This window comes from Paenibacillus sp. R-74696, assembly GCF_055814915.1.
Window position 1 is genome coordinate 38,350 of the sequence record NZ_JBPULM010000027.1, and the last position, 24,086, is coordinate 62,435.

General features: G+C 50.6%; 18 protein-coding genes. 6 read left to right on the plus strand and 12 right to left on the minus strand.

Features of this window, described 5'->3' with window-relative positions:
* Positions 1-32 precede the first annotated feature (32 nt).
* From ACSR9A_RS10565 to ACSR9A_RS10575, 3 genes are read right to left on the minus strand one after another with little or no spacing between them, the layout of a single operon-like run.
* On the minus strand, positions 33-1,607 hold the full coding sequence (locus ACSR9A_RS10565; RefSeq protein WP_473757157.1) for a tetratricopeptide repeat-containing glycosyltransferase family 2 protein: 1,575 nt from the start codon (positions 1,605-1,607) through the stop codon (positions 33-35).
* Positions 1,564-3,780, minus strand: a complete 2,217-nt coding sequence (locus ACSR9A_RS10570) for a glycosyltransferase (RefSeq protein WP_473757159.1) — start codon at positions 3,778-3,780, stop codon at positions 1,564-1,566. The genes ACSR9A_RS10565 and ACSR9A_RS10570 overlap by 44 nt, the downstream gene beginning before the upstream one ends.
* 18 nt (positions 3,781-3,798) lie before the next feature.
* The gene (locus ACSR9A_RS10575; RefSeq protein WP_473757161.1) at positions 3,799-5,463 is read right to left on the minus strand and encodes a DUF6385 domain-containing protein; all 1,665 of its coding nucleotides are present in this window, start codon (positions 5,461-5,463) and stop codon (positions 3,799-3,801) included.
* Positions 5,464-5,705: 242 nt separating this feature from the next.
* On the opposite strand from ACSR9A_RS10575, the gene ACSR9A_RS10580 reads away from it, so the two are divergent.
* Both ACSR9A_RS10580 and ACSR9A_RS10585 read left to right on the plus strand, forming a co-directional pair.
* Entirely contained in the window at positions 5,706-6,239 is a 534-nt protein-coding gene (locus tag ACSR9A_RS10580) for a hypothetical protein (RefSeq protein WP_473757162.1), read from the plus strand.
* Complete coding sequence (locus ACSR9A_RS10585) at positions 6,240-6,824, plus strand: hypothetical protein (RefSeq protein ID WP_473757164.1); 585 nt, start codon at positions 6,240-6,242, stop codon at positions 6,822-6,824.
* 89 nt (positions 6,825-6,913) lie between these two features.
* Here ACSR9A_RS10585 and ACSR9A_RS10590 read toward each other — a convergent pair whose 3' ends face one another.
* The 4 genes from ACSR9A_RS10590 to ACSR9A_RS10605 form a co-directional block, all read right to left on the minus strand.
* Positions 6,914-7,459, minus strand: a complete 546-nt coding sequence (locus tag ACSR9A_RS10590) for a glutathione peroxidase (protein WP_473757166.1) — start codon at positions 7,457-7,459, stop codon at positions 6,914-6,916.
* 86 nt (positions 7,460-7,545) lie between these two features.
* Positions 7,546-8,889: a DUF2252 domain-containing protein gene (locus ACSR9A_RS10595; RefSeq protein WP_473757168.1), complete on the minus strand. Its 1,344-nt coding sequence runs from the start codon at positions 8,887-8,889 to the stop codon at positions 7,546-7,548.
* 43 nt (positions 8,890-8,932) lie between these two features.
* The gene (locus ACSR9A_RS10600) at positions 8,933-9,415 is read right to left on the minus strand and encodes a CcdC family protein (RefSeq protein WP_341279986.1); all 483 of its coding nucleotides are present in this window, start codon (positions 9,413-9,415) and stop codon (positions 8,933-8,935) included.
* 741 nt (positions 9,416-10,156) lie between these two features.
* On the minus strand, positions 10,157-11,254 hold the full coding sequence (locus tag ACSR9A_RS10605) for a hypothetical protein (protein WP_473757170.1): 1,098 nt from the start codon (positions 11,252-11,254) through the stop codon (positions 10,157-10,159).
* A 359-nt stretch (positions 11,255-11,613) separates the two neighbouring features.
* On the opposite strand from ACSR9A_RS10605, the gene ACSR9A_RS10610 reads away from it, so the two are divergent.
* Genes ACSR9A_RS10610 through ACSR9A_RS10620 form a run of 3 tightly spaced genes read left to right on the plus strand, consistent with a single transcriptional unit; the run spans position 11,614 to position 15,679 of the window.
* Complete coding sequence (locus ACSR9A_RS10610; RefSeq protein WP_473757172.1) at positions 11,614-12,072, plus strand: MarR family winged helix-turn-helix transcriptional regulator; 459 nt, start codon at positions 11,614-11,616, stop codon at positions 12,070-12,072.
* Positions 12,073-12,084: 12 nt separating this feature from the next.
* The gene (locus ACSR9A_RS10615; RefSeq protein ID WP_473757174.1) at positions 12,085-13,830 is read left to right on the plus strand and encodes an ABC transporter ATP-binding protein; all 1,746 of its coding nucleotides are present in this window, start codon (positions 12,085-12,087) and stop codon (positions 13,828-13,830) included.
* Complete coding sequence (locus tag ACSR9A_RS10620; RefSeq protein ID WP_473757176.1) at positions 13,823-15,679, plus strand: ABC transporter ATP-binding protein; 1,857 nt, start codon at positions 13,823-13,825, stop codon at positions 15,677-15,679. Before ACSR9A_RS10615 ends, ACSR9A_RS10620 begins: the two co-directional genes overlap by 8 nt.
* 103 nt (positions 15,680-15,782) lie before the next feature.
* On the opposite strand, the gene ACSR9A_RS10625 is transcribed toward ACSR9A_RS10620, so the two are convergent.
* The 5 genes from ACSR9A_RS10625 to cls all read right to left on the minus strand — a co-directional run bounded on the left by ACSR9A_RS10625 (position 15,783) and on the right by cls (position 22,579).
* On the minus strand, positions 15,783-17,369 hold the full coding sequence (locus ACSR9A_RS10625) for a hypothetical protein (RefSeq protein ID WP_473757178.1): 1,587 nt from the start codon (positions 17,367-17,369) through the stop codon (positions 15,783-15,785).
* Between the two features lie 264 nt (positions 17,370-17,633).
* Positions 17,634-19,124, minus strand: a complete 1,491-nt coding sequence (locus tag ACSR9A_RS10630; RefSeq protein ID WP_473757180.1) for a catalase — start codon at positions 19,122-19,124, stop codon at positions 17,634-17,636.
* A gap of 226 nt (positions 19,125-19,350) precedes the next feature.
* Positions 19,351-20,202: a winged helix-turn-helix transcriptional regulator gene (locus ACSR9A_RS10635; RefSeq protein ID WP_341279995.1), complete on the minus strand. Its 852-nt coding sequence runs from the start codon at positions 20,200-20,202 to the stop codon at positions 19,351-19,353.
* A complete protein-coding gene (locus ACSR9A_RS10640) occupies positions 20,184-20,573 on the minus strand; it encodes a Fur family transcriptional regulator (protein ID WP_341279996.1) in 390 nt (129 codons plus the stop codon). The genes ACSR9A_RS10635 and ACSR9A_RS10640 overlap by 19 nt, the downstream gene beginning before the upstream one ends.
* Before the next feature lie 560 nt (positions 20,574-21,133).
* Positions 21,134-22,579: a cardiolipin synthase gene (gene cls, locus ACSR9A_RS10645; protein ID WP_473757183.1), complete on the minus strand. Its 1,446-nt coding sequence runs from the start codon at positions 22,577-22,579 to the stop codon at positions 21,134-21,136.
* A 147-nt stretch (positions 22,580-22,726) separates the two neighbouring features.
* On the opposite strand from cls, the gene ACSR9A_RS10650 reads away from it, so the two are divergent.
* On the plus strand, positions 22,727-24,043 hold the full coding sequence (locus ACSR9A_RS10650; protein ID WP_473757185.1) for a deoxyguanosinetriphosphate triphosphohydrolase family protein: 1,317 nt from the start codon (positions 22,727-22,729) through the stop codon (positions 24,041-24,043).
* The last annotated feature ends 43 nt before the right edge of the window (positions 24,044-24,086 follow it).

A 24,086-nucleotide genomic window follows, 5' to 3' on the forward strand; every position in this document is an offset into this window, starting at 1 on the left:
ACCCCTCCCCTCCCCGCCGCTTCGCTTTCCGTCTACCAGCCTTCCTCACCCGGCAACAGCAAACGGGCAAGCTGGACCGCCTCTTTCCTCAAGCTCGCTCGACCATCCTGACCCGCCTGCCGCAGCTGCTGGTGCTTTGCCAGCCATTGATCGGCTCGCAGCCACCACTGGCGGGCGGTTACAGCTCTATTCCTCCTTTCCCTTTCCCCTACTCCATCGCCTATGCTCCACTCCGCATCCCTTACGAGCTGCTGTGCCAGCTCATCCGGCAGCGGAAACCCGCTGTAATCCTGCCGCTCGATAGCCTCCGCCTGCTCACGAAGCAAACGGCGATGCTCGGGCTGCTCCTGCAAATCCGCCTGCCATCGCAGCCAATCGGCAGCTGCAACAGGGCAGCCGGAAGCCAGCATAACGGCGGCAAGCTTGCGTACTGCTCCCTCGTTAGGGCAGCCGATACGTGCGGCAAGCACAGCTAACAGCCGCTCTTCCTCGCCCGCCGCGCGAAAATACCTGCACAGCCTGAACAGTGGCGGCAGCAGGCTCGGCTGCTGCCGCAGCGCCGCCACATAGGCGGACACCAGCCCTTGTTCATCGAGCAAAGCTTCGCTGATGCGCCCTAGCAAATAGGCGGTGCGATACGTCCCAATGCCCTCTTCTGTGTGGTAGTGGGCGGGCGCGCCTGCAAGCTCAAGCGCATGCTCTGCTGTCTGGGCCGCTTCCCGCAAGCGTCCGAGCTGCGCGAGGCTAAGCGCCCAATAATGCCACATATCCGTATAATCTGGATAGCGAGAAGTACCGTCCGCTGCGACCTCGGCGGCTTCGGCCCATTTTTCCAAGGCATGCAGGCTTCGTACTTCATATTTGATTACGAGATGAGCATAGTTTAAATGCGCAAATACCTGTGAGCCGCGCGCCCTTCGAAAAGCATCCAGCGCCTTATCCGCCTCGCCCCGCCGCAAAAACTCCACGCCTATATTGTAGTGGTGAAACGTATTTGACGGCTCCTCCGCAAGCGCGAACTGGAGCAGCTTCATATTGCGTTCCAGCTTATTTTTCTCTAAAACATCCTGCGCCCTGTAGCCATAATGATGAATGACGACATCCGTCATTTGAAATTTCGCTTCCGGGTTTCCGCGCAAAATCGCCGCCGCGATTTGCTCATGTATCCGCCCTTCGAACCGATGCTTCTCGGCATTGCGGAACATGCGCAGCACCGGATGAACGGTGGAGCCTGACGATTCCTCATCGCCAATGACGTTCCGCACCTGAAGCAAGAGCGCCATCAGCTCCTCATCTTGGGCCCACACCCGCAGCTGCCTTCCGCCTGCCGCATCCAGCGATTCATCGGCATCCAGAAATAAAATCCATTCCCCGCGCGCCTGATCGAGCCCAATATTCCGCGCCTTGGAAAAATGCTGCTCCCACTCCGCCTTTATGACCGTCGCTCCAAAGCTCTGCGCAATTTCAATCGTCCGGTCCATTGACCCGGTATCCACCACAATGATTTCGTCCACTACTCCTCTGACGCTGGTCAAACAATTCGGCAAATGCTTCTCCTCATCTTTAACGATCATGCATAAAGAGATCAGCTTCCGCTGCCCCGCCATTCGCCCGCCTCCTCTGCATGGCATTCCAGCTCGTGTGCCAGCCGAGCGCATTCACCCGTGCAAGTGCTGCGCGAAGCCGCTCCTCATCCTGCTCGGCCCAGCTGCCATCCCAGCCTCGACTGCCGCTATATTGGCCGGGCTCCAGCGCTGCAATTCCCATTTGGAGGCAAGCTGCCGCCGAGCCAAGCTGCACACGATCACCATACTCGCCTGTCTCGGCCATATTTTCGAACAGGGATAAGGCTTCGCCGTAAAGCCCTTTATCATAAAGCAGCTCCCCTAGCCGAAATTGCTGCCCTGCGCTCATTCCGCCCTCTCTGGCATACCGGCGAAGCATGAGCTCCGCTGCCACATCGACATATCCGTTATCATAAAGCAACTGCTCGCTTTCCAATTGCAGCCCCGGATGGCAAGCAGTGAGCCTTGCGACCAACGGAAGCATATTCAGCTCAATGGCCTGTTTTACATAGGGGGCAGCAGTCTGCTCGGCGAGCTGATTCCACCACTCTTTTTCCATTGAAAAAATACGTCCATTAGCCTGCTCCTGCCCCAAAAAGCGCTGCAGTGCTCTAAGACCTGTTCCTTCTTTTACCGTTTCACCAAGCTGCAAGCAGCATAAAGTTCCATCGAGAGCCAGCGAATGCAGAACAGCCTGTTCATCCGGCCCCTTTAAAGCTTCTCGATCTGTAATCGGCATACGGGCCAGCCAAGACTCCCAGAGCGCATTTGCCTCCACGTAATGACCGCCAGCCATGAGGCATTCGCCAAATTGGCGGATTTCTTCCACACACCAGTCCGACTGCTCTGTTGAAAAAGAATCCCGTTCAGGCATTCCTTCCTGCCCTCCCACAGCAGCAATCAGGCCCGCCTCATTCGCGCCTTCCATCCACAGCTCTCTGGCGCATTGCCAAGCGCCAATCTGCTGCATGACGGAGGCTAAGCGTTTATTGGCCGCATCCCGCCTCACTCCAATGGCGCATAAAGCCCTCAACCGCTGCGCTATAGCCGTATCGCTCCAGCCAATAAGCTGAAGCGTATCCGCCATGCCTACAGCCGCTGGCTGATGCCATGCTGCAGTGAGCGCCAGCTCATATTGTCTAATTGCCGCCTCATGGTTGCCCATACGCTTCAGCACCTCCCCCCATGCCGTTCGAATCAACGTTCCATCTGAGCCAAGCTCGGTAATATAATCGCCAGTGGAGACTTTATTCTTGTTTATATCTAGCTGACCTAATACCTTGGTTGATATAAGAGCCGCATTCTCATAGGCCTGTGCTGCTTCTGTAAGCATGCCAGCAGAAGAGAGTGCCTCTCCCATGAGCCAATGGAGGTCTGCATAGTTTGGGTAACGCAGCACTTCTTCGCGGAGCAGAGCCATCGCTTCCTCTGGCCTTGCGAGTGCGAGCAGCACTTTTGCATAGTCCCGAATGAGCGAAGGGCGATAGGGTGCGTTTATTGGCACTGCTGCCCAAGAAGCACTTAGCGCAGGTTCAGCCTCAGCTGTTCTGCCCAGCTGACACATCGTCACCCCGTAGTTGTAAAGACAAAAAGGATCATGAGGCCGCTGGGACAGCTGCCTGGCAATGATCCGTAAATTTCTTTCCGCTTTATTTTTGCGGGCAATGACTGAAGGCTTATAGCCGTCGTGAACAAGCGTGAGCGGTGTTTGAAGCAGCGGCCCGTCTATACTTTTCGCCTCAGATGCACGCCCACTCTCAATGGAGCTGGAAATAAGCTGTTCATGAATTTCACCTTCATAACGGTAGCCGCGGTCAGCCCGAAACAACCTAAGCGCTTGGCTGTAAAGACAGTGATCTGCCGAATAGTCATCATATAGATGACGCATCGGCAGACGGAGAGCTGGATTTTTCGTATGCTGCAGCTCTTGCCTTAACGCTTGGCCCGTCTCGCCTTCCAGCCATTCGTCGGCATCCAGCACCAAAACCCAGAGCGTACGCGCCTGTTCAAGTGCCGCATTGCGGACGCTGGAAAAGTCGTCCTGCCACTCCACAGTCAGCACTCTGGCTCCATATTGGCTGGCCAGCTCTATCGTGCCGTCTGTGGAGCCTGAATCTGCAACGATAATTTCGTCTGCGATATATTTAATGCTTTTGAGACAGCGGCCCAGCACATCCACTTCGTTGCGAGCGATAATGTGAACTCCCAGCAGCATGACGAAAACCCTCCTAATTTAGCTGCCCTGACCGTTGAAAAATACATCCAGCGTCGTCGACGAGCCCGCCAGACTGGAGCGGTACGAAAGCCGCGTGTATTTTAAGAAACGCTGCGGCACCAGCACATCCACCGATCCTGTCGCAATGCCCGTTACCGTTTCAACATCTGTATACCAGTTCGATCCGTTAGCGCTAATTTCCACACGCGCATCTGCACGACCGGCCCCCGGTCCCCGGTTGTATACGAAGAAGGAATAAGTGCCAAATACGCTGGTTGTAACAGCGGTCAATGCCGTATATGCGTCTGCTGTTACAATATTCAAGCTAGAGCTTTCTTGGAAGCTCCTTTGTGAAATTGACGTTACGCTGCTCAGTGTACCCGTCGTGATTGTTGCTCCATTTACCGCCGTCAAAGTTCCCGCCGTAATCGTCGCTCCCAATACAGACGTCAAGGTCCCAGCTGTGATTGTTGCTCCGTTCACTGCACTCAACGTTCCCGCTGTGATCGTCGCTCCATTCACTGCACTCAATGTTCCAGCTGTAATCGTTGCCCCGTTCACCGCACTCAATGTTCCAGCTGTAATCGTCGCTCCTAATACTGCCGTTAACGTTCCCGCTGTAATTGTTGCTCCGTTCACTGCACTCAACGTTCCAGCTGTGATCGTTGCCCCGTTCACCGCACTCAACGTTCCCGCTGTAATTGTTGCTCCGTTCACTGCGCTCAATGTTCCAGCCGTAATTGTCGCTCCGTTCACTGCGCTCAATGTTCCCGCTGTGATCGTCGCTCCTAATACTGCTGTCAACGTTCCAGCTGTAATCGTTGCCCCGTTCACCGCATTCAGCGTTCCCGCTGTGATCGTTGCTCCTTCTACTGCCGTCAACGTTCCAGCTGTGATCGTCGCTCCATTCACCGCGCTCAATGTTCCCGCTGTAATCGTTGCCCCGTTCACCGCACTCAACGTTCCCGCTGTAATTGTTGCTCCGTTCACTGCGCTCAATGTTCCCGCTGTGATCGTTGCCCCGTTCACCGCACTCAACGTTCCCGCTGTGATCGTCGCTCCTTCTACTGCCGTCAGCGTTCCAGCTGTGATCGTCGCTCCACTCACCGCACTCAATGTTCCAGCTGTGATTGTTGCTCCATTCACTGCGCTCAATGTTCCAGCTGTGATTGTTGCTCCTAATACCGCGCTCAACGTTCCAGCTGTAATTGTTGCTCCGTTCACTGCGCTCAACGTCCCTGCCGTGATCGTCGCTCCATTCACTGCACTTAAAGTCCCTGCCGTGATCGTCGCTCCATTCACTGCACTTAAAGTCCCTGCTGTGATCGTCGCCCCATTCACCGCACTCAACGTCCCTGCCGTGATCGTCGCTCCATTCACTGCACTTAAAGTCCCTGCTGTGATCGTCGCCCCATTCACCGCACTCAACGTCCCTGCCGTGATTGTCGCTCCATTCACTGCATTCAGTGTTCCCGCCGTGATTGTCGTTCCCAAGACAGCTGCGATGGTACCAGTAGTAATTGTCGCCCCCATCAAATTGCCAATTGTACCGTCCAGCATAATGTTCAGCAAGTTGCCTGATGTGTCTGTTGCAAGGGGCTGAGCCGTTTGTGTGCCGTCTTTACCAAATATTAATGTACGTAAATTATCCGGATTCGGATTAAACGTCGAAAAGTTTGGCATGCCATCACCTAGTTTCCATTTAGTATTACAGGAAAGAGATAGAAGAATGCCCGTATGTCCTTCCCCGTTCGCTTCCTCTCTATGTCCATGTGCTCACACTGTATGTACATTTGAAAGTCTCGGAGACGGCAGCTGTCCGTATAAAATCCGCCTTTTCTTCACAACGTGCGGCATGTCCCCATACCTATAAGCGCTAATCCCCATATCCTGTCATATATCGATTTGATTTAAGAGGTGATAGAATGACCAATAATGCTGTTTTTAATAATGAAAAAAGCCCCTTAAGCATGCTCATCAACAACGCTTATACCTCACCAGCCATCATAGCGCCGCCAGAGGAAAATGCAGCTGTAAACGGCCGACTGTTTATCGTTACAAGCGGAAGTGCCAGCATAAGCGCTGGAAACAACCAGCTCATTCAAATTACGAACCCTTCCGGAAGTGGAAGATCACTGTACATCTCCAGTATCTCCGGCGGTATTACAGCTGCCGCCACCCTTAATTTCTATTCCACCGGTACAGTCACCGGGGGAACAACGCCCACACCATTTAACAGCCAATTCGGCAATGCAACAGCGAGTATTGCCACTGCCCGCGTCGCTACGGGGACCATAACCGGATCACCCACGCTATTTATGACCATGCTGCTCGCAGCAGGTGTATTCAACTTTACGTTTACGGGAGCCATCATTGTGCCGCCAAACCGGGCTATAACGATTTCCGTCGGGACAGGCGCCATTACCGCAGCCACCAACATTGTGTGGTGGGAAGCCTAAATGCCGAACCAGTCTATTTTTAATACCTCCAATAAACCGCTGATCGGGCAAGCTGCGAACACCATAAATAAACTGGGCTGTTATCTCCCTTCAGATGCGGCCACTTCAGCAGCAGTTGCTGGAGCCTTCTCCATCTATGCTGCCAACAGTGCCTCTCTTGGGCTTCTGGGAGGAACCGTGAATACGTCGCTTCAGGTCGTTAATCCCGTTGGCAGCGGTAAGCAGCTTTTCCTCGATCAGGTTTACTGTTATATCAGCGTTGCCCTAAACCTGCTATCTGGCTTTAGCGGACAATTAACCATTCTTCAAGGAGGCAGTATCGGTACTTCTACATCGCAAACACCCGCAAACCTCGTGCTTGGCAGCAGTGTTGCAAGCGTAACGACATCGTCTTCATCCATCAATACCGTAAGCGGGGGAACGATTTATCAGGTTTATGCGCTGTATCCCGGCCCGTTCCAAATTCCGCTAGGCGGCAAAATCGTCGTGCCGCCAGGTCAGACCATTACGATCAATGTGTTTGGCTCCCTAACCCTGCTAGGAATACTGGGCAATGGCGCCTCTGTAACTTGGTGGGAGAAGTAGCACGGGCTGCAAGCTGAGACAAAACAAAAAGGCCGTCCCAAACATCAAATGAATGATGCTTGAAACAGCCTTATGGCCTATTTTAAAAGCTACAGCAGCTTCTCAATATCTTCCTTCATGCTGAGTGGCTCGTCGGTCGATTCAAAACGTTTGACAACCTGCCCTTCCCGGTCAATGAGGAACTTGGTGAAATTCCATTTGATGGAGTCTCCATCCATAAAATGCGGCAGCTTTTCGGTCAAAAATGCACTAAGCATTTTGCCGCTAGCTTCAGTTGTATCAAATCCATTAAAAGGCGCTTCAGCCGTCAAATAGTTGAATAGTGGGTGCGCTGTTTCATCCCGTACATCCGTCTTCGCAAACAATGGGAACGTTACGCCATAGTTCAACTGGCAAAAGCTTTGTACATCCGAGTTTTCGCCCGGCTCCTGCTCGCCAAATTGATTGCTTGGGAAACCGAGTATTTCCAAGCCTTGATCCTTGTACTGCTCATAAAGCTTTTGCAAATCAGCATATTGGGGTGTAAAGCCACATTTGCTCGCCGTATTGGCAATAATAACGACCTTGCCTTTATATTGCTCCAGGCTAACTGTCTTTCCTGTAATCGTATCCGCTTGATAAGTATAAATGGACATGAATGCACACTCCTATTTGTAGGTTCGTCTATCTGTCTTCCAACCTGTATTCCTCTTTGGCAGCTGTTGCGGAACACACTTTTTCGTTAATCCGTATTTGATTTATTGCCCAGCCAATCTACAAACAGCGCATAATCCTGCTCAACTTGATCTGCATAGGACATCGCCCACTCTGCGATGAAGCGGCTAAAGGACTCTTCGTCACTGCCCATCGCTTTGACGATTTCATGCTCGCTATGATAGTCCAAAATGCCGTTTTGCACATCAGAATCCGCTCGCGCATGCAGCTTCGCGGTCAGCTTGCCCATCGTCTCTGTCACGATTTGCATATCCTCCGCCGTCTCCAGCGATTCAAGCTTGAGCCGCTTCTTGTAGGGAGAACGCTCTCGCACATAAAACTGTCTGCCGCCTATCGTCAGATGGCCGAGGTATGGATCAGCCTCATGGTGCATGGCCTGCTGGGTCATCGTCACGCGTTTGCCCTGATGCTCAAACGCTGTCCAGAACGACTCATCATAGGGCAGAAAATAAGCCGGAACCGCAATGCGCACCTCTTTCACTTCCAGCACAATATCATCCTCGTGCCCTAGCTCGCCACTGCCCGCTTCAATCAGTACATAAAAACGGTCCAGCCCGATTGAGGCTGTTCCAGAGCCATGCTTTACGGCTATATCTTTAATCTGATAATGGACAGCCTCCTGCGCATCATCAGCATGCAGGCTTTCTATATATTGCGGCCACGCCTCTAGAAGCGCAGCGCGCTCTTTTTCCGTCGGAGCGACGATCTCATCCGTATGCGCGAACTTGCGATGCTCCTGTACAAGCGCCGTAACCTTTTCCAAAAAATGCTGTTCCTTGCGCTTGCGCAGCTTGCGAAGCAGCTTTCTCACCTTGCCGCTTGCTCGCTCCTCATCCATTATGAACGATGCCGGATCATCCTTGCCCTTGACGAACTTCCACATTTGTTTCGCATAGGCTCGCAAATAAGCCTCGATTTGATGCTGCTCAGCATCCTCCGACTCGCCTTTCATGCGGCATACAAGTGCTATGCTGACCGACATGCGCAGCAAATCATATAAATAGGAGCCCAAGTAGCCCTCGTCAAAATCATTCACATCATACACAAGCGCCCCTTGCTCATTGCGGAAGGCACCGAAATTTTCAAAATGCAAATCGCCCTGAATCCAGGTCGGACGCTCTGCCGGCGTGTGATAGGGAAACCACTCCCTCGTCACATCCATATAAAATAAATAGGCGCTGCCGCGAAAAAAGGAAAACGGGCTTAGCGACATTTTGCGGTATTTCTCCTCGCGCTTCTCCGTGCCGAGTCTCATGATTTTATGATCAAATTCATTAAGAACGGCCGTAATCGTCCGTTTCCGCAGCCTCTTTTGCGTAAGCTTTACACGTTCTGTCAATGCTCTATCCATGCCGGTTCCCCCTTAGATAGCTCTATTATTTATACGATTTCATCTATGAAGAAAGCTTGTACAATCTGAGATAATCATTGACCATTGCCAGACGCCACGGAATAATCATGCCGAAGGCCACGAGATAGAACAATGCCCCCGTCTGCGGAATCGACATATATTGCTCCACCACGCTATGCAGCGCCAATCGAATAATGAATAGGGTCAGCATGATGAAAATAAAAGCTTTGGAACGCCTGACATAAATATCGGCATTAATCCGCTCCAGCCGGGTCGATACGACCAGCGGAAAAGAAAAAATCAACAGGCCTGTCCCGAAGGCAGCTAAACCCCAGCCCCATGGAATATGAGTCATAGGCGCCAGGAACATCATAAAGCCGGTCGACATGCCGACAGGCGGGATAATGATTTTACGAAGGGTAGTCGGCTGCTTGCCTGCCCGGATACGCAAAAAGATGAGCATAAGCCCTGCGATAGCCGACATTATAATGAAGCCTACCTGAATCGTTTCAGTAGACAGCTGCACCGCCCTTTTCCCCCTTGCTCTTTAAAGAATACCTTTTCTTTCTTTATCCTACTTCAAAAGACAGGCCGCTGCAAATATTGTCTAATCGCTTAGAACCGCGGGCTGTAGCGCTTTCTAATTGAAGCGGGCAACACCTCAGGTTTGATCAATTTGTGAAAAATAAGATATAGCAGTTGCGGGAGCGCGTCAACCGCACTCAATTGAAACATCAAATTAGGATCATAGCCCAATCATAAGAATTGGACTCGTAAAAAAGTAGCATGACAGGAGAATAATCCTCCTATCCCTCAGGAAGATTACGGAACGATTGCAAATCAGCCGTACAGTATCTGCAAATAAACAATTATAATCAACGCGCACTTATTCAACTGGACTTTGTTCGTCAGTCCATACGCCAGGGTGGAATTCCTTTTGAAATTACAACCCAAACAGATCCTTTCTATAACCCGGTCAATTTAAGAAGGCTGAAGCAATCCATTCAGCAATTGGATCAAGGAAAAACGGTTACGAAAACGATGAACGATTTAGATCATATGGCCGATGAGTAATCTTATTTTTACAAGTTTAGCTTGGGAAGATTATTTAGTTTTATGCTTTTCGCACACATTATGGGGATAAATAGCGCTTTAACAAACAATAGAAAAAGCTATCCCTGAGACCGTTCGAAAACGGCTGAGGGGATAGCTTTTTTAATACCCTGCCTTCTATTCAATACTAGCACTAGGCAGTATTTATAGGAATTTAGTTATAGTAATTAACGGTAGGCGCAGGCTCGATTCCATTTGCATAATAGTAATTCAAACTACTAACAAAATCGATGACCTTGTTCGTATTCAAATCATAAACCAATATATTTGGATTACCGATTGAATCTAAAAAGCCAAATCTTCTTGGTGTCGTTAACCCTTTTGTATCCGTAAAGGACGAGAAATATTGCGTTGGAGGACCGGAAGCGAAGGTCGAATAGTGATACGTGAACAAGGTATCCTCCTTCAATACAATAAGTACAGCATTATTGGAGCTTGCATAAGTAGACTGATAGTTTACAGCCGTCGTAATATAATTCACCCGTGCATCCGAAATGCTATGCGTGCGTGAATTATAGCCGCCTCCATAAGAGAAGTAATATACTCTCTCCCAATCGAGCTGCGGATTGCTATTTGCTGCATCTGATGTATTTGCGATCAGCTTATTGTTGAGATATAAGTCATTATTCGCATACTTCCATACAACTGATTGCAAAAGACTTGAGCTTTGAGTAAAAGATATGGCACCACTTGGAGCGGAAGCATTGGACTGGATATTGTAGGCTGCTCCTACTGTGCCTGTTGAAGTAACTAGAAGTCCAAAATCACCTGCTGGCAAGTTATTTGCCGCCGACAGATTGCCACTTGTATTGCCAATCCCCGACGGATAAGCGGTTCCCGTGCTCCAATCAATTTGATACAGATCTACACGATAGCTGGCATTGGTAGATTCCGTCCGAAAAATAATGCTGCGTGCCGTAGCCAAGCTGAAGAAATAAAAGTTTTGCGGGTTGCTTGCTGTTAATGAGCTGCTATGGAACAGAAGATCGCCTTCCACATTATAATTCAATCGGCTTGCTGCATTGGCCGGCTTAGGCTTTTGCAAAAGCTCTGACGGACTAAGCGCTAGACCGCTTTCCCAATCCGTTTGTATACTTTCGACTTCCCCAATCACCTCAGGCTCTACTTGAACAGTAGGCAGCAGCCCCGAATGATTAGAAGGGACGGCTTCAGCTGAAATAGGAAGAGCCATTACGAAGAACAGCAGAAGCACTAAAAAAGGCGTAGTTACGTATTTTCTTTTCAATGTCATGGATGATACCTCCATCATCTTTATTATTTTTTTCTCCAAAAAAAACATGCATCATACGACCATAACTGATTATTCCCCACTAAAAAATGGACTCCTCCCCTGTCTGCTTATTAGGTTAAATCAATTATGTTATAAAAAAAGAAAATAATGTTAATCTCAACTTATACTTTAATCCACTTTTCACTAACAATCAATACAATTTTATACAAAAATACCTTTTCTATCGGTATGATAGATGCATAGAATAGCAGCACTACACGCTGGATAAAGCTTGACGGCAGTTCCAGCCTCGTTTTAGAATATAGTTAGTCGACAAACTAATTTTAGGCTTGCATGCTCAAAAAGAGAGGGGTGCCGCTATGCCATTTCGCAGAGGGCCTGACCATATTACTCGGATTTTCCGCCATTTAACCCGCCAGCATCAGAAGCAGCTGCATGCACAGCTCCAGGACTATGATCTTTATCCGGGACAGCCGCCGCTTATGTTCGCCTTGGAGCGTGGACCGGGACGGAGCCAGAACGAGCTGGCACAGGAGCTTGAGATTAAAGCGGCAACGCTGACCGTGATGCTGAACCGGATGGAGAAGAACGGAATTGTCCGTCGGGAAGCTGATCAACGCGATCAGCGCGTGTCGCGAATTTTTATGACCGACAAAGGAAAAGCGATGCTTGGCAAGCTGCGGGAGACGCTTCACCTGCTGGAGGAGCAGTCTCTGCAAGGCTTCAACGAGGAAGAAAAACAAATCCTGAAAGGGATGCTGCACCGTATTGGCGATAATTTAAACGCGATGAACCCTACCGAGGGTAATCAGAATTAGAGGAAGTGGACGATGATCAAGCTTGCACGATATTTAAAACCTCACTGGATAGCTGTATTGCTCGCCCCGCTGCTGATGGTTTTGGAAGTATGCATGGACCTGCTCCAGCCTAAGCTGATGGCGAGTATTGTCGATGAGGGCATCATAAAAGGCGATTTAAGCCATATCAAAATAACAGGCCTATATATGCTTGCAGCCGCATTGGTCGGCCTGATTGGCGGGGTTGGCTGCACGGTATACTCCAGCATCGCCTCGCAGAAATTCGGAGCCGATCTGCGCGGTGATTTGTTCCGCAAGGTACAGACCTTTTCCTTCCGCAACCTAGATGAGCTAAAGACTGGATCATTGATTACGCGGCTTACGAGCGATATTGTCCAGCTCCAGACGATGGTGCAAATGCTGCTGCGCATTTTTGTCAGGTCGCCGATGCTGGCCATTGGCAGCATTATTATGACAATTGCGATTAGCCCGAAGCTGGCGCTAATTCTCGCCATTGTCGTTCCGCTGCTGTTCATCGTCATGTTTGCCCTTATTCGCTCTACACTTCCGCTGTTTGCAAGCATGCAGTCGAAGCTGGATGCGGTAAACACGGTGCTTCAAGAAAATTTCACCGGCATTCGGGTCGCCAAAGCATTTGTGCGCTCCAACTATGAAAACGAACGGTTTGGCCGTGCCAATCGCGATTATACAGGTTCGGCTATTAAGGCGATGCAATTGGTTGCCATTAATATGCCGATTCTCACTTTTATTTTGAATGCGGCGATTGCTGCTGTGCTCTGGTATGGCGGTCTTGATGTGCAAAAAGGCTCGCTGCCTGTAGGCGATTTAATTGCTTTCATCAATTATGTGACACAGGTCATGATGTCGCTGTCGATGATCGGCATGATGCTCGTCCGCTTCTCGACGGCGAAGGTATCTGCACAGCGCGTGCAGGAGGTGCTGAACACGTCACCGGAAATTCGCTCAGCCGAATCGCCCGCCCAACATAACAGCGCGGTGGGAGAAATCGCATTCGAGCATGTTTCATTCGCTTACGCGGGTGCATCTGCGTCTGAAAGGGCGTATGAGCTGCGCGACATTAGCTTTACGGCGAAGCCGGGACAGAAGCTTGCACTGATTGGCGCAACCGGAGCTGGCAAGTCTACGCTGGTCAATCTGATTCCACGGCTGTACGAAGCTACGCAAGGTCGCGTGTTTCTGGACGGCATCGATGTCCGCGACATGGAGCTGAGCAGCCTGCGCAGCCATATTGGCATCGTGCTGCAGGAGTCGATTTTGTTCACGGGTACGATTCGTGAAAATATTTGCTTCGGCAAGCCAGAGGCCACCGAAGACGAAATGCTTGCCGCCGCCAGAGCTGCGGCAGCCCATGATTTTATTACCCGCCTTCCCGAAGGCTATGACACGCAGCTTGGCCAGCGCGGGGTCAATTTGTCTGGCGGGCAGAAGCAGCGGCTTTCGATCGCTCGCGCGCTGCTCCTCCAGCCGTCGGTGCTTATTCTCGATGACAGCACAAGCGCCATCGACATGGGGACGGAGGCGCAGATCCAGACTGCGCTGAGGCAGCTGATGCATGGACGAACCAGCATTATGATCGCGCAGCGCATCTCCTCCGTCATCGATGCTGATCACATTATCGTACTGGATGAGGGGCAAATTGCCGCACAGGGCACCCATGATGAGCTGCTTCGCTCCTCTGGGCTTTACCAAGAAATTTACCAGTCGCAGGCTGGCAAGGAGGCTACCGTTCATGGCTGATCTAAAGCATGGCTCCACTAGCGAGCGTCCGCCAACGCCAGCAGCAGCGCCTGCTCTGCCAAGCCTCGGAATGCGCGGTGGTCCTCCGGGCATTCCAACTGCAAAAGCCAAACCCAAAAATACGTTTCAGACGCTGCGCCGAATTTGGAGCTACTTGAGCCGCTACCGGGCAACGCTAATGAGCGTGCTGTTTGCAACGATAGGCGCAACGCTGCTGTCGCTCGCCGCGCCGTATCTCATCGGCCACGCTATCGACCAATACATCATTCCGCGCAGCTATGACGGACTGCTGTCGCTATGCTTCCTGCTGCTTGCCGTATATGCGGGCAGCTCCGTGTTGACCTGGCTCCAGCAGAAGCTGGTGGTGAGCGCATCCCAGAATACGGTGCTGGACATGCGCCGCGACCTGTTCGGACGATTGCAGCTGCTGCCGCTTCGCTTCTTCGACGGCAAGACGAACGGGGAACTAATGAGCCGAACCACGAACGATATCGAAAATGTCTCCAGCACGCTCAGCCAAAGCGTCACGCAGCTGTTATCCAGCGTCATCATGCTTGCCGGCTCGCTGGCCATTATGCTGTCGCTCAATGTGTGGCTCACTCTGCTCAGCATGGTTACGATTCCGTTCGTGCTGCTATTCACCAAGAAGGTGGCGGGCTTCACCCGCCGCTTCTTCTCCAAACAGCAGCAGCATTTAGGCGAGTTGAACGGCTTTATCGAGGAAACGGTAGCCGGGCAAAAGGTCGTTCAAGTGTACCGCCGCGAGCAGCGGGCCGCGGAGCAATTCGATCAAATGAACAGCGAGCTTACGAATGCGAGCATTCAAGCGCAAATTTATTCGGGAACCATCGGACCATTCATGAACGTGATGAACAATCTCAGCTTTGCGCTTATTGCCGCCGTTGGCGGCTTTATGGTGCTGAATGACTGGACGACAGTCGGCATCATCGTCAGCTTCCTGAATTACTCGAAGCAATTTCAACGTCCGCTCAACGAGCTGGCAAATCAGTTTAATTTGCTGCAATCTGCCGTGGCGAGCGCCGAGCGCGTGTTTGAGCTGATTGATACCGATACGGAATACGAAGGCGACGGCACCAAGCAGCTTGAAGCATGCACCGGCCATGTCCGCTTTGACGACGTATCATTCGGCTATCGTGAAGGGCATCCGATCTTAAGCCATGTCTCGCTGGAAGTGAGGCCTGGACAAATGATTGCTCTCGTTGGTCCAACCGGAGCTGGTAAAACAACGATCATTAATTTGCTAACGCGCTTTTATGATATTGACCATGGGAAAATCACAATCGATGATGCCAATATTCGCGAGCTGGACCGCAACAGCCTGCGCCGCCAGCTTGGCATCGTGCTTCAGGACGCTTATGTATTCTCCGATACAGTGCGCGAGAACCTGCGCTACGGGCGGCTTGACGCCACCGACGCTGAAATCGAGCAGGCAGCGCTGCTGGCGAACGCCCACAGCTTTATCAGCAAGCTGCCGCAGGGCTATGACACGCCGCTCACCGCTGGTGGCGGCAACCTCAGCCAAGGGCAGCGGCAGCTGCTTACCATCGCCCGCGCTGTGCTTGCCGATCCGTCCATCCTCATTCTGGATGAAGCAACAAGCAGTATTGATACGCGGACAGAAATGCATATTCAAGCCGCCATGCGCAAGCTGATGGAAGGGCGCACCAGCTTTGTGATCGCCCACCGTCTCAGCACGATTCGCCAGGCGGACCAAATTCTCGTCATTGCGGACGGCGGCATTAAAGAACGCGGGACGCATGACGAGCTGCTAGAACAGCAGGGCTTCTACTATGACCTGTATATGAGCCAGTTCCAGCGCAGCGGCTAGAGCCGCAAGCGAGGGCAAAGAAGGCGAGCGGAGATCACTCCGCTCGCCTTTGCTTTATTTTCAGCATGATCTGTCTATTTGATAAAATCGTTTACAGCTTCTTCTACTTTTTCAATCCGCCTGACAAAATAAGCAGCAGCTGCCGTTTGGGAAGAAACATATGCGCAGCCACATACAGGAGCAATGGCGGCAGGGCAATCCAATAGCCATACAGCCCCCCAATTGTCCTCATGACCTCCTCTCCTGATTGACTGAGTATCTCAGCGCTTCTTGTCATTTGCATAAACATCATTACAGGCGACCGATGAGTATCTGTAATGTACAGATAGGAAGGCACGAAGTTGCCGTAATTCAGCGCCGTTTGGAGCAGCAGCATGCCGCCTGCAGCAGACAGCAGCGTGAAAAGGGACAGCTTGACTTCCAGCCGCAGCACAGCGGCAACCGCCCAAACTGCCGCTGCCGAGAAGCTGGTAACTGTTACAACGGCAAACAAAGTATTCAACATCCCCATCTCTCGAATAGTCATATAACTGGATATTTTAAATGGTTGAATGGTTAACAATGTAATGATTGAAAGGGCAATAGAAGCTGACCACACGATTATTTTTTGCTTGGATCTAAAGGCCCCAGCCATCGCCATTGCAATAACGACCGCCGAAATCGCTCCTGCCAGCGAAATGAGAAAATATAATAAAATGGAAGTGCCAAAAGACGGCCATCCCCGCTCAGGCAATGGCTCAAACGAACCGCCTTCCACCCAATATGGCAGAAAATACATGACTGTAAATAGAGCAAAAACAGCTACTGCTGTAATAGCGCGACTCACATAACTACCCGCCGCCTCATGCCTTTGTTCCCCGCGAAAAGTCGCCTTATACAGCAGTCTCAGCGGGAAGAACAAAACGAGCAAGGACACCGCCGACAGCAGCATTTGCAGCACATTGACGGCAGCGCTGGAACTGAAGTTGGCCTGCATCAATCCTGATCTTAATATATACGTATCCAGCACATCCATCGTTGGCATAGTTATCGGATTCGACAATAGATAAGTCATGGAAAATAGACCGCTACCTATTAAAGCAAGCGCTGAGAGTGCAAATAAGCCCGCCCCTTTAATAGGTAGCCAAGTATCCCTGCTACTCCGACTTTCACTAGCAGCATAGATGATAGCGATAGGTATACCCATATACTTCAAAGCGCTGAGCAGCGGATGCAAGAAGCTCATCACAGTTTCCTGTAAAAAAGGCTCGCTGCCGAGCACATACATCCACCAATGGCTATAAACACTGACAGGCAACAAAACAATTAATGCGCCTAGCATAACTACTCCCTGACGCAGCTTGGAAGGTAGGGCAAGCAGCACATATCCCGCTATAACCGCAAGCACAAATACGAAGCCCGCAAACTTCAAGTTAAAGAAAATTGTGTTGCTTACGACATGCATAAACTCAGATGATTCCATTAAAGCTTGGAAATGCTGGAGCCCCACCCAAGCCGAGTCCATCATGCCAGCAAACGGTTTATAAGCCTTCAAGCTAAATATAATTTCCTTCCCAAAGCCGACCAATGCCATCAATAAACCGATACCCAAAACAATTAAGGATACTAACGTATAAACCTTTGATCCTTTAGTCTCGCTAGCATTTTCTGCAGGAACTGCATGCTCGGCATATTGGTTTTCAATACTCATCGCTGTTCACATCCAGTTTTTATTTTATCCGTCAATTCCGAAACAATATTACCCATAATGCGCAATTATTACAACCATTTTATAAGGATTATGAAAATAAGCGTGCCAAGCTCCACTCCTGTTAGTCGGAAGGGCCAAATATCATGCAAACAGGCGGGCCCCCCACTTTCCGGAGGACACCGCCTGTTTGTGCTGCCTATTTTCTACCGTTTCATTCTTCGTTAACCTATAAAAGCATCTCTTCCCGCCGTACTTTGGCTCCGCTTAACGCTGTGGCATATGCTTGCGAATATCTACGCCAAGCCCTTCGGACAGTCTCATCCCAAGCTCCACGTTGGCCCGGAAAAAGTTGCAAATGGCACGCAGCTGAATATCCGCATTCGTCTGTCCCAAATCATTAACCAAATTTTTCACCAAATTGTCCTGCTGTGGCCCCGTAAGGGAAAGATAGCGCTCGCCTGACTGCGTGAAATCATCGGTTTTATCGATTTTTTGGCGACCGGCAAAGCCGTGAACAGGCACAGTATGGTCAGCGTGACCCCGCTCGGCTTCCTGCGGACTTGTGCTTGAGCTGTTCGGCTCATAATTGACGCTGGAGGAATCGGCTTTCATCGTCATCGCTCCGTCACGCTGGTGATTACGGGCAGGCGCATACGGACAGTTGACCGGAATGTGCAAATAGTTCGCACCCAAACGGTAGCGCTGTGTATCCGGATAGGAAAATAAGCGGCCTTGCAGCAATTTATCCTCCGACGGCTCAATGCCTGGCACCAAGGCGCTCGGCGAGAACGCCGACTGCTCTACCTCGGCAAAATAATTTTTCGGGTTGCGATCCAGTGTCATCGTACCGACTTTATGCAGCGGGTACATATCCTCTGGCCACGTCTTGGTTGGATCGAGCGGGTCAAAGGAGTAACGCTCCATATGCTCAGGAGGCAGCAATTGCACATGCAAATCCCATTCCGGGAAGTCTCCTTTTTCGATGGCATCATATAAATCCCTTGTCGCATGATTAAAATCGCGCCCCTGCATCTCCGACGCTTCCTCAGCGGTGAAATTGCGCACACCCTGCTTCGATTTCCAGTGGTATTTCACATACGTCATCTTGCCCTCGGCATTTTGCCACTTGAACGCATGCACGCCAAAGCCATCCATTTCACGGTAGGTCGCAGGTGTGCCATCATCGGAAAACAGCCACGTCAGCATATGCGTCGATTCTGGCGACAGCGTCATAAAATCCCAATAGCGGCCGGGCTCCTGCACATTCGTCTGGGGCGATGGCTTCAGGGAATGCACCATATCGGGAAACTTCATCGCATCACGAATGAAGAACACCGGAAGATGGTTGCCCACAATGTCCATATTGCCCTCTTGCGTATAAAATTTCACCGCAAAGCCGCGCGGATCACGCGCCGTCTCAGGAGAACCCGTTCCATGAATAACGGTGGAAAAACGGACAAATACCGGCGTCTCCACTCCCGCCTGCTGCAGAAAATGAGCTTTCGTATGAGCAGCCATGCTGTTCTCTACACGGAATACACCATGTGCGCCTGCGCCTCTGGCATGAACAACCCGTTCTGGAATCCGCTCGCGGTCAAAATGCGCCAGCTTCTCCAGCAGATGATAGTCCTCCAGCAGCGTAGGGCCGCGCTGTCCGGCTGTGCGCGAATTTTGGTTATCAGCAACAGGTGCGCCTTGATTGGTCGTCATGTAGTTCGCATTCGATTGGGGATTCGTATTGGTCGTATTATTCATCGTTTTTACCTCCGAGTTGAATTTAGACTTGGTCTAAATATTTACCCTTATTATAGCGAGGCCAAACGATGCCTGTCATGAATATTGGATGAACGTATGATGAAGGTTGGATGAACACGCCGCAATAAAGCAGGCCTCACCATAAGACAGACATACATCCAAACCTGACAAGAAAGCCATAAAAAAAGACCACAGAAGGCCGCTAGAGCCATCAGTGGTCTTATCATTAGGAGGTTACAGCTTCATCCGCCAGCCGGTAGCCTGCGCCTCGCACCGTCACAATATATTTCGGCGCTACTGCGCTGTCCTTCAGCTTCTTGCGGAGCGACTTAATGTGCACATCGACGACATTGCTGCCGCCGAGAAACTGACTGCCCCAGACCGAATCGAACATCGTCTCACGCGAGAGCACGGAGCCGTCGGACGTAATAAACATAAGCAGCAGATCGTATTCGGTCTTCGTCAGATCGATGCGCTGCTCACCGCGGAATACGGCCATTCTTTTCAGATCGACCGTCAAATCCTTGTAGTGGTAGCCGGATACGACGACGGGGCTCGACTGCGGCTGCTGGTCCATCATGCGGTTGATCTGGTTAACTGCCTCCTGCGGTGCAGCCGGCCATTCAATCATAGCTGCGGCATCTGGCAGCAGATGGCGGATCACGCCTGCCGGTGCGCCCGCCAGGAACAAAATCGGCACTCCTTTAAGATGCGCCGTATGCTGCAAGGCAGCCTGCAGCGCTTCTACCGCATCCGTATGTCCTTGCACATACGGCGTCGCATCATAGATCAGCAGCTCGGGCTGCAAGCTGTGCACGAACGCTTTATTCAAATCATGCAGCGTAAATAAATCAAAGCAATCTGCCGCAAGCAGCTGCAGAAGACTATGCACCCGCTGCGGGAACGGGCTGACAACCATAACCCGCTTCGTCATGGAGCAGACCGCTCCTTCCGGCAGAATGCCCTCGCCAAGCTGCTCCGTAAAATCCGGCTCAAAACTGTCCTGACGTGGCCGGGCGAGCTTTTTCCCATTTAAAGCTGTCTGTTTGTCCTGATTCGTTACGACTGGCTCGCGCATGACTCGCAAACCCCCTCTAACACAATATGTGAATGGTGAATAATGAATCTGGTTTCCTCCGCAACTCGGCGAGTCCACTCCTGCGGCACCTCAATCATTACTTCTTCAATACGCCCACATTTGCTGCACATGACATGCTGATGCTCTTCCGTACGCCCGTCGTAGCGGCTAACCGCCTCACCAAGCTTGAGCTCGCGGATAACCCCCGCATCGGTTAAATAACGAAGCGAATTGTAAACCGTCCCATAAGCAAAGTTGAAGCCTTTGCCCCGCAAACGCTCAATGATATCGGCGGCTGCCGGATGGTCGTGAGATTGCTGGATAACGTCCAAAATCGCCTTGCGCTGGACCGTTAAATTTAGCTTTGCCATAAGGCCTTCATTCCTTCAATTTTTGATTTAGACTAAGTATAATTCCGTTGTCAAAATCGGTCAACCCCAACCCTATGCCCTAATGGCCCATTGCCAAAAGCAAGCCAAATCCAAATACCCAGGACTTTGTAATCATTTTGCGAAAAATGAGGAATTGTAATATTCTGAATATTTACAAATTTCAAATAATAAGATATGATGTACCTATCCTAAACGAGAGGGGATAGCCCGTTGGAGTAGCGTAAGCGAAGCATGTCTCCCATTTAAGTGGAAAGGAGATTGCAAGGATCATCCGGACATGTGGGAACTCACCATAAGGAACAAGCAAGAATGCTGCACCGTCACTCAATCTAGTAATACAAGTAATACAAGCAATACTTAACTTTGATAGTTTGGTTTTCAATAAAAGTTCATTCGGTTGTGGCAAGCGCAATAATGAATGGAAGTTGTAAATGGAAATGCGAACTTTGGAATGGAGCGTTTAATAAATTGAATAGAAGTGAGTCTGAAAGTTAAAGGGATTCCGGTTATCATCGATAAGCGGAATCCCTTTATGCTGTCTACAGAATCGGTGAGAGCAGCCTGCTAATCGACTCCTTGAAGCGTTCAAACAGCGGACGTTTTGCAAACTCGTCTTTCTGGAGCTTGATGCTATTTTCAATATCTGCCTCGAAAATCTGCTTTAATTGTCCCGCGGTACTTTCCTCATAAATAAAAGCGTTCATCTCAAAATTCAGCTTAAAGCTGCGAATATCAATATTCGCTGTTCCCACCGAAGCAATCTTGCCATCGATGACAATCGTTTTGGCGTGCAGGAAGCCTTTTTCATACAAATAGCATTCAATGCCGCCTGCCAGCAGCTCGGCAATATAGGCACGGGTCGCCCAATAAACAAAGAAATGGTCGCGTTTTTTCGGAAGCATAACCTGTACCTTTACACCGGATTGGACGGCAATTTTCAGGGCGGTCATTAAGCTTTCGTCTGGCACAAAATAAGGGGTTTGCAGGCAAATCGATCGTTTCGCCGAATAAATCATTTTAATATAAGCATCTTTAATTTGCTGAGCCTCGGAATCTGGGCCGCTGGCTACAACCTGCATCCCAATACCGCCGCCTTCTTTGACCACCGGAAAATAGCTGCGATTCAGCTCCACCGTACCGGAGGACGCGAGATTCCAATCCATGAGAAACTGCGCCTGCATTTGATGCACGGCATGTCCATTCACCCGCAAATGCGTATCCCGCCACTCGCCGAAATGCTTGTCCAAACCCAAATATTCGTCTCCCACATTAAATCCGCCAATATAGCCGGTCATGCCGTCAATGATGGCCAGCTTGCGATGATTGCGATAGTTCAGCTTTAAATTTACATAAGGAATGCGCGAGGGGAAAAAGGCTTGCGCCTTGCCGCCCGCTTCCCGCAGCTTGTTGAAAAACGACCGCGGAAGCCCCGAGCTTCCGATGTGGTCATAGAGAAATTTGACCTCTACCCCTTGCTGCGCCTTCGCTACCAATGCTCTGAGCAGCCTGTTGCCCAGCACATCATTACGCACAATGTAATACACCAGATGAATATGATGCTCTGCGGAGGCAATATCAGCAATTAACGCATCGAATTTCTCATTGCCTTCGGTATAGATGCGAATGGCGTTATTTTGCGAGAACAACGCATAGCTGCTGACCAAATTCATAAAAATCATATCCCGGTACTCATTCGTCTCGGCATCATGAAAGACGGTGTGGCGATCCTGAAGCTGAAGCTTCTGGCGCTCCACGGTATCTTCAATGATGCGCTGGCTGTCTCCAAGCAGCTTGAACAGCTTGCGTTTGCGTAATTGCTGGCCGAGAATCAAATATAGAATAAAACCGAATACAGGTATGAAAGATAATACCATGATCCAAGCCCAGGTAGAGCTGACGTTGCGTCTCTCCAAGAAGACAAGGGCGAAAGCGAGCAATATATTCAGCAAAGTGAAGATGAAATAAAAGTCTTGAAACATAGTCATCGCTAAAGCTCCCCTGTTATGCCATTTATAACATGCACATTTTTTTATAATTAATCAAATCATACTCTATGGGCGGTATATGTTCAAACTTGAAAGTATGCTACAATTTTTCAAAAGAACTGCTGGAGCGGCATGGGAGGAACAACTATGGACTTACGAAAGCTACGATTGGACGAACCTGCGCTGGGAACTTTCAGTGAAGAACGTGACGAGTATGAACGGGATTATGCCCGCTTGATTCAATCCCCCGCTTTTCGCAGGCTGCAGGGAAAATCACAGGTGTTCGGCGCTGGTTCCGGCGACTATTACCGCACGCGGCTAACGCACTCGCTTGAAGTTTCACAAATTGCCCGCGAGGTTGCACGGAGACTGGGCAAGCAATATGCCTTTTTAGCTAAAAAAGAACATCCCGGCCTGATGCTCGATCCTGCCGTCGTTGAAATTGCGGCGCTCGCCCATGATCTTGGCCATCCGCCATTTGGCCATAAAGGCGAAGAGGTGCTCGATCACCTGCTTCAGGAAGAGCATGGCATGACCTATGAGGGAAATGCGCAAAACTTCCGCATCCTCATGTTTCTAGAGAAGCGCGCCGGCAGCGGCAGCGGGCTTGATCTGACTGCAGCCGTGCTGCTGGCTACAAATAAATATCCCTATTCACTGGATGAGCCTGGTCGGCTTAAAGGGCTGTACAGCTCCGAATGGGCAGATATTGAGCAGCTGCGCGATTCGTGGAAAATGCCCAAGGGCCGCTCCACGCTAGAAGCACAACTCATGGATTTATGCGACGATATCGCCTATTCCACGCATGATATCGAGGATGGCATCCGCGCAGGCAAAATCCAGATGAATCGCACGTTTTTTGAAGACCAGCGCCTGATCGACCATCTGGTACAGGAAATTGTCGAGGACCAGGGCAATATGGAGGTCGGCTGGCATCAGGTCGATATTCCCGCGATGGTGAAGAAGGTGCTCGCCGCTTATTTAGAGCAATGGGAAGAGCTGTATGGGCTGTACGATCAGGAAACGTCGCGCACGCGCAGGGAGATGAAGGCGCGCTGGGTCAGCGTTTTTGCCGGAAAGGTCGGCATTATTGACTCCTCTACACCAGGCTGGAAGAAGGTTACCTTCGTCAAGGATGGACAGCAGGATCTAGAGCTGCTCCGAACGATGGAAATTCTCAAGAAGCTGGCGTGGGTGACGCTGATTAAAGATTTCCGCGTCCAGCGTCTGCAAAAACGCAGCGAAATTATGATTCGCAGACTATGGGAGAGCTTCCGCATTCCTGAGAATGGGCGGCTCATCATTCCGCCAGACTGGATTGCCAACTATGAGCAGCACAAGCAGAATTGGACTTGGCCACGCTTCGTGGCTGACTATATTTCCGGCATGACCGACGCTTATGCGGAGAAGGTTTATGCCGAGCTTTACGCTAGCAAATCTGGCTCGATCTATGAAATGGACTAGCGTTAATTTCAAGCGTCGTTCTAGTGCTTTTGGTGAAAAGAGG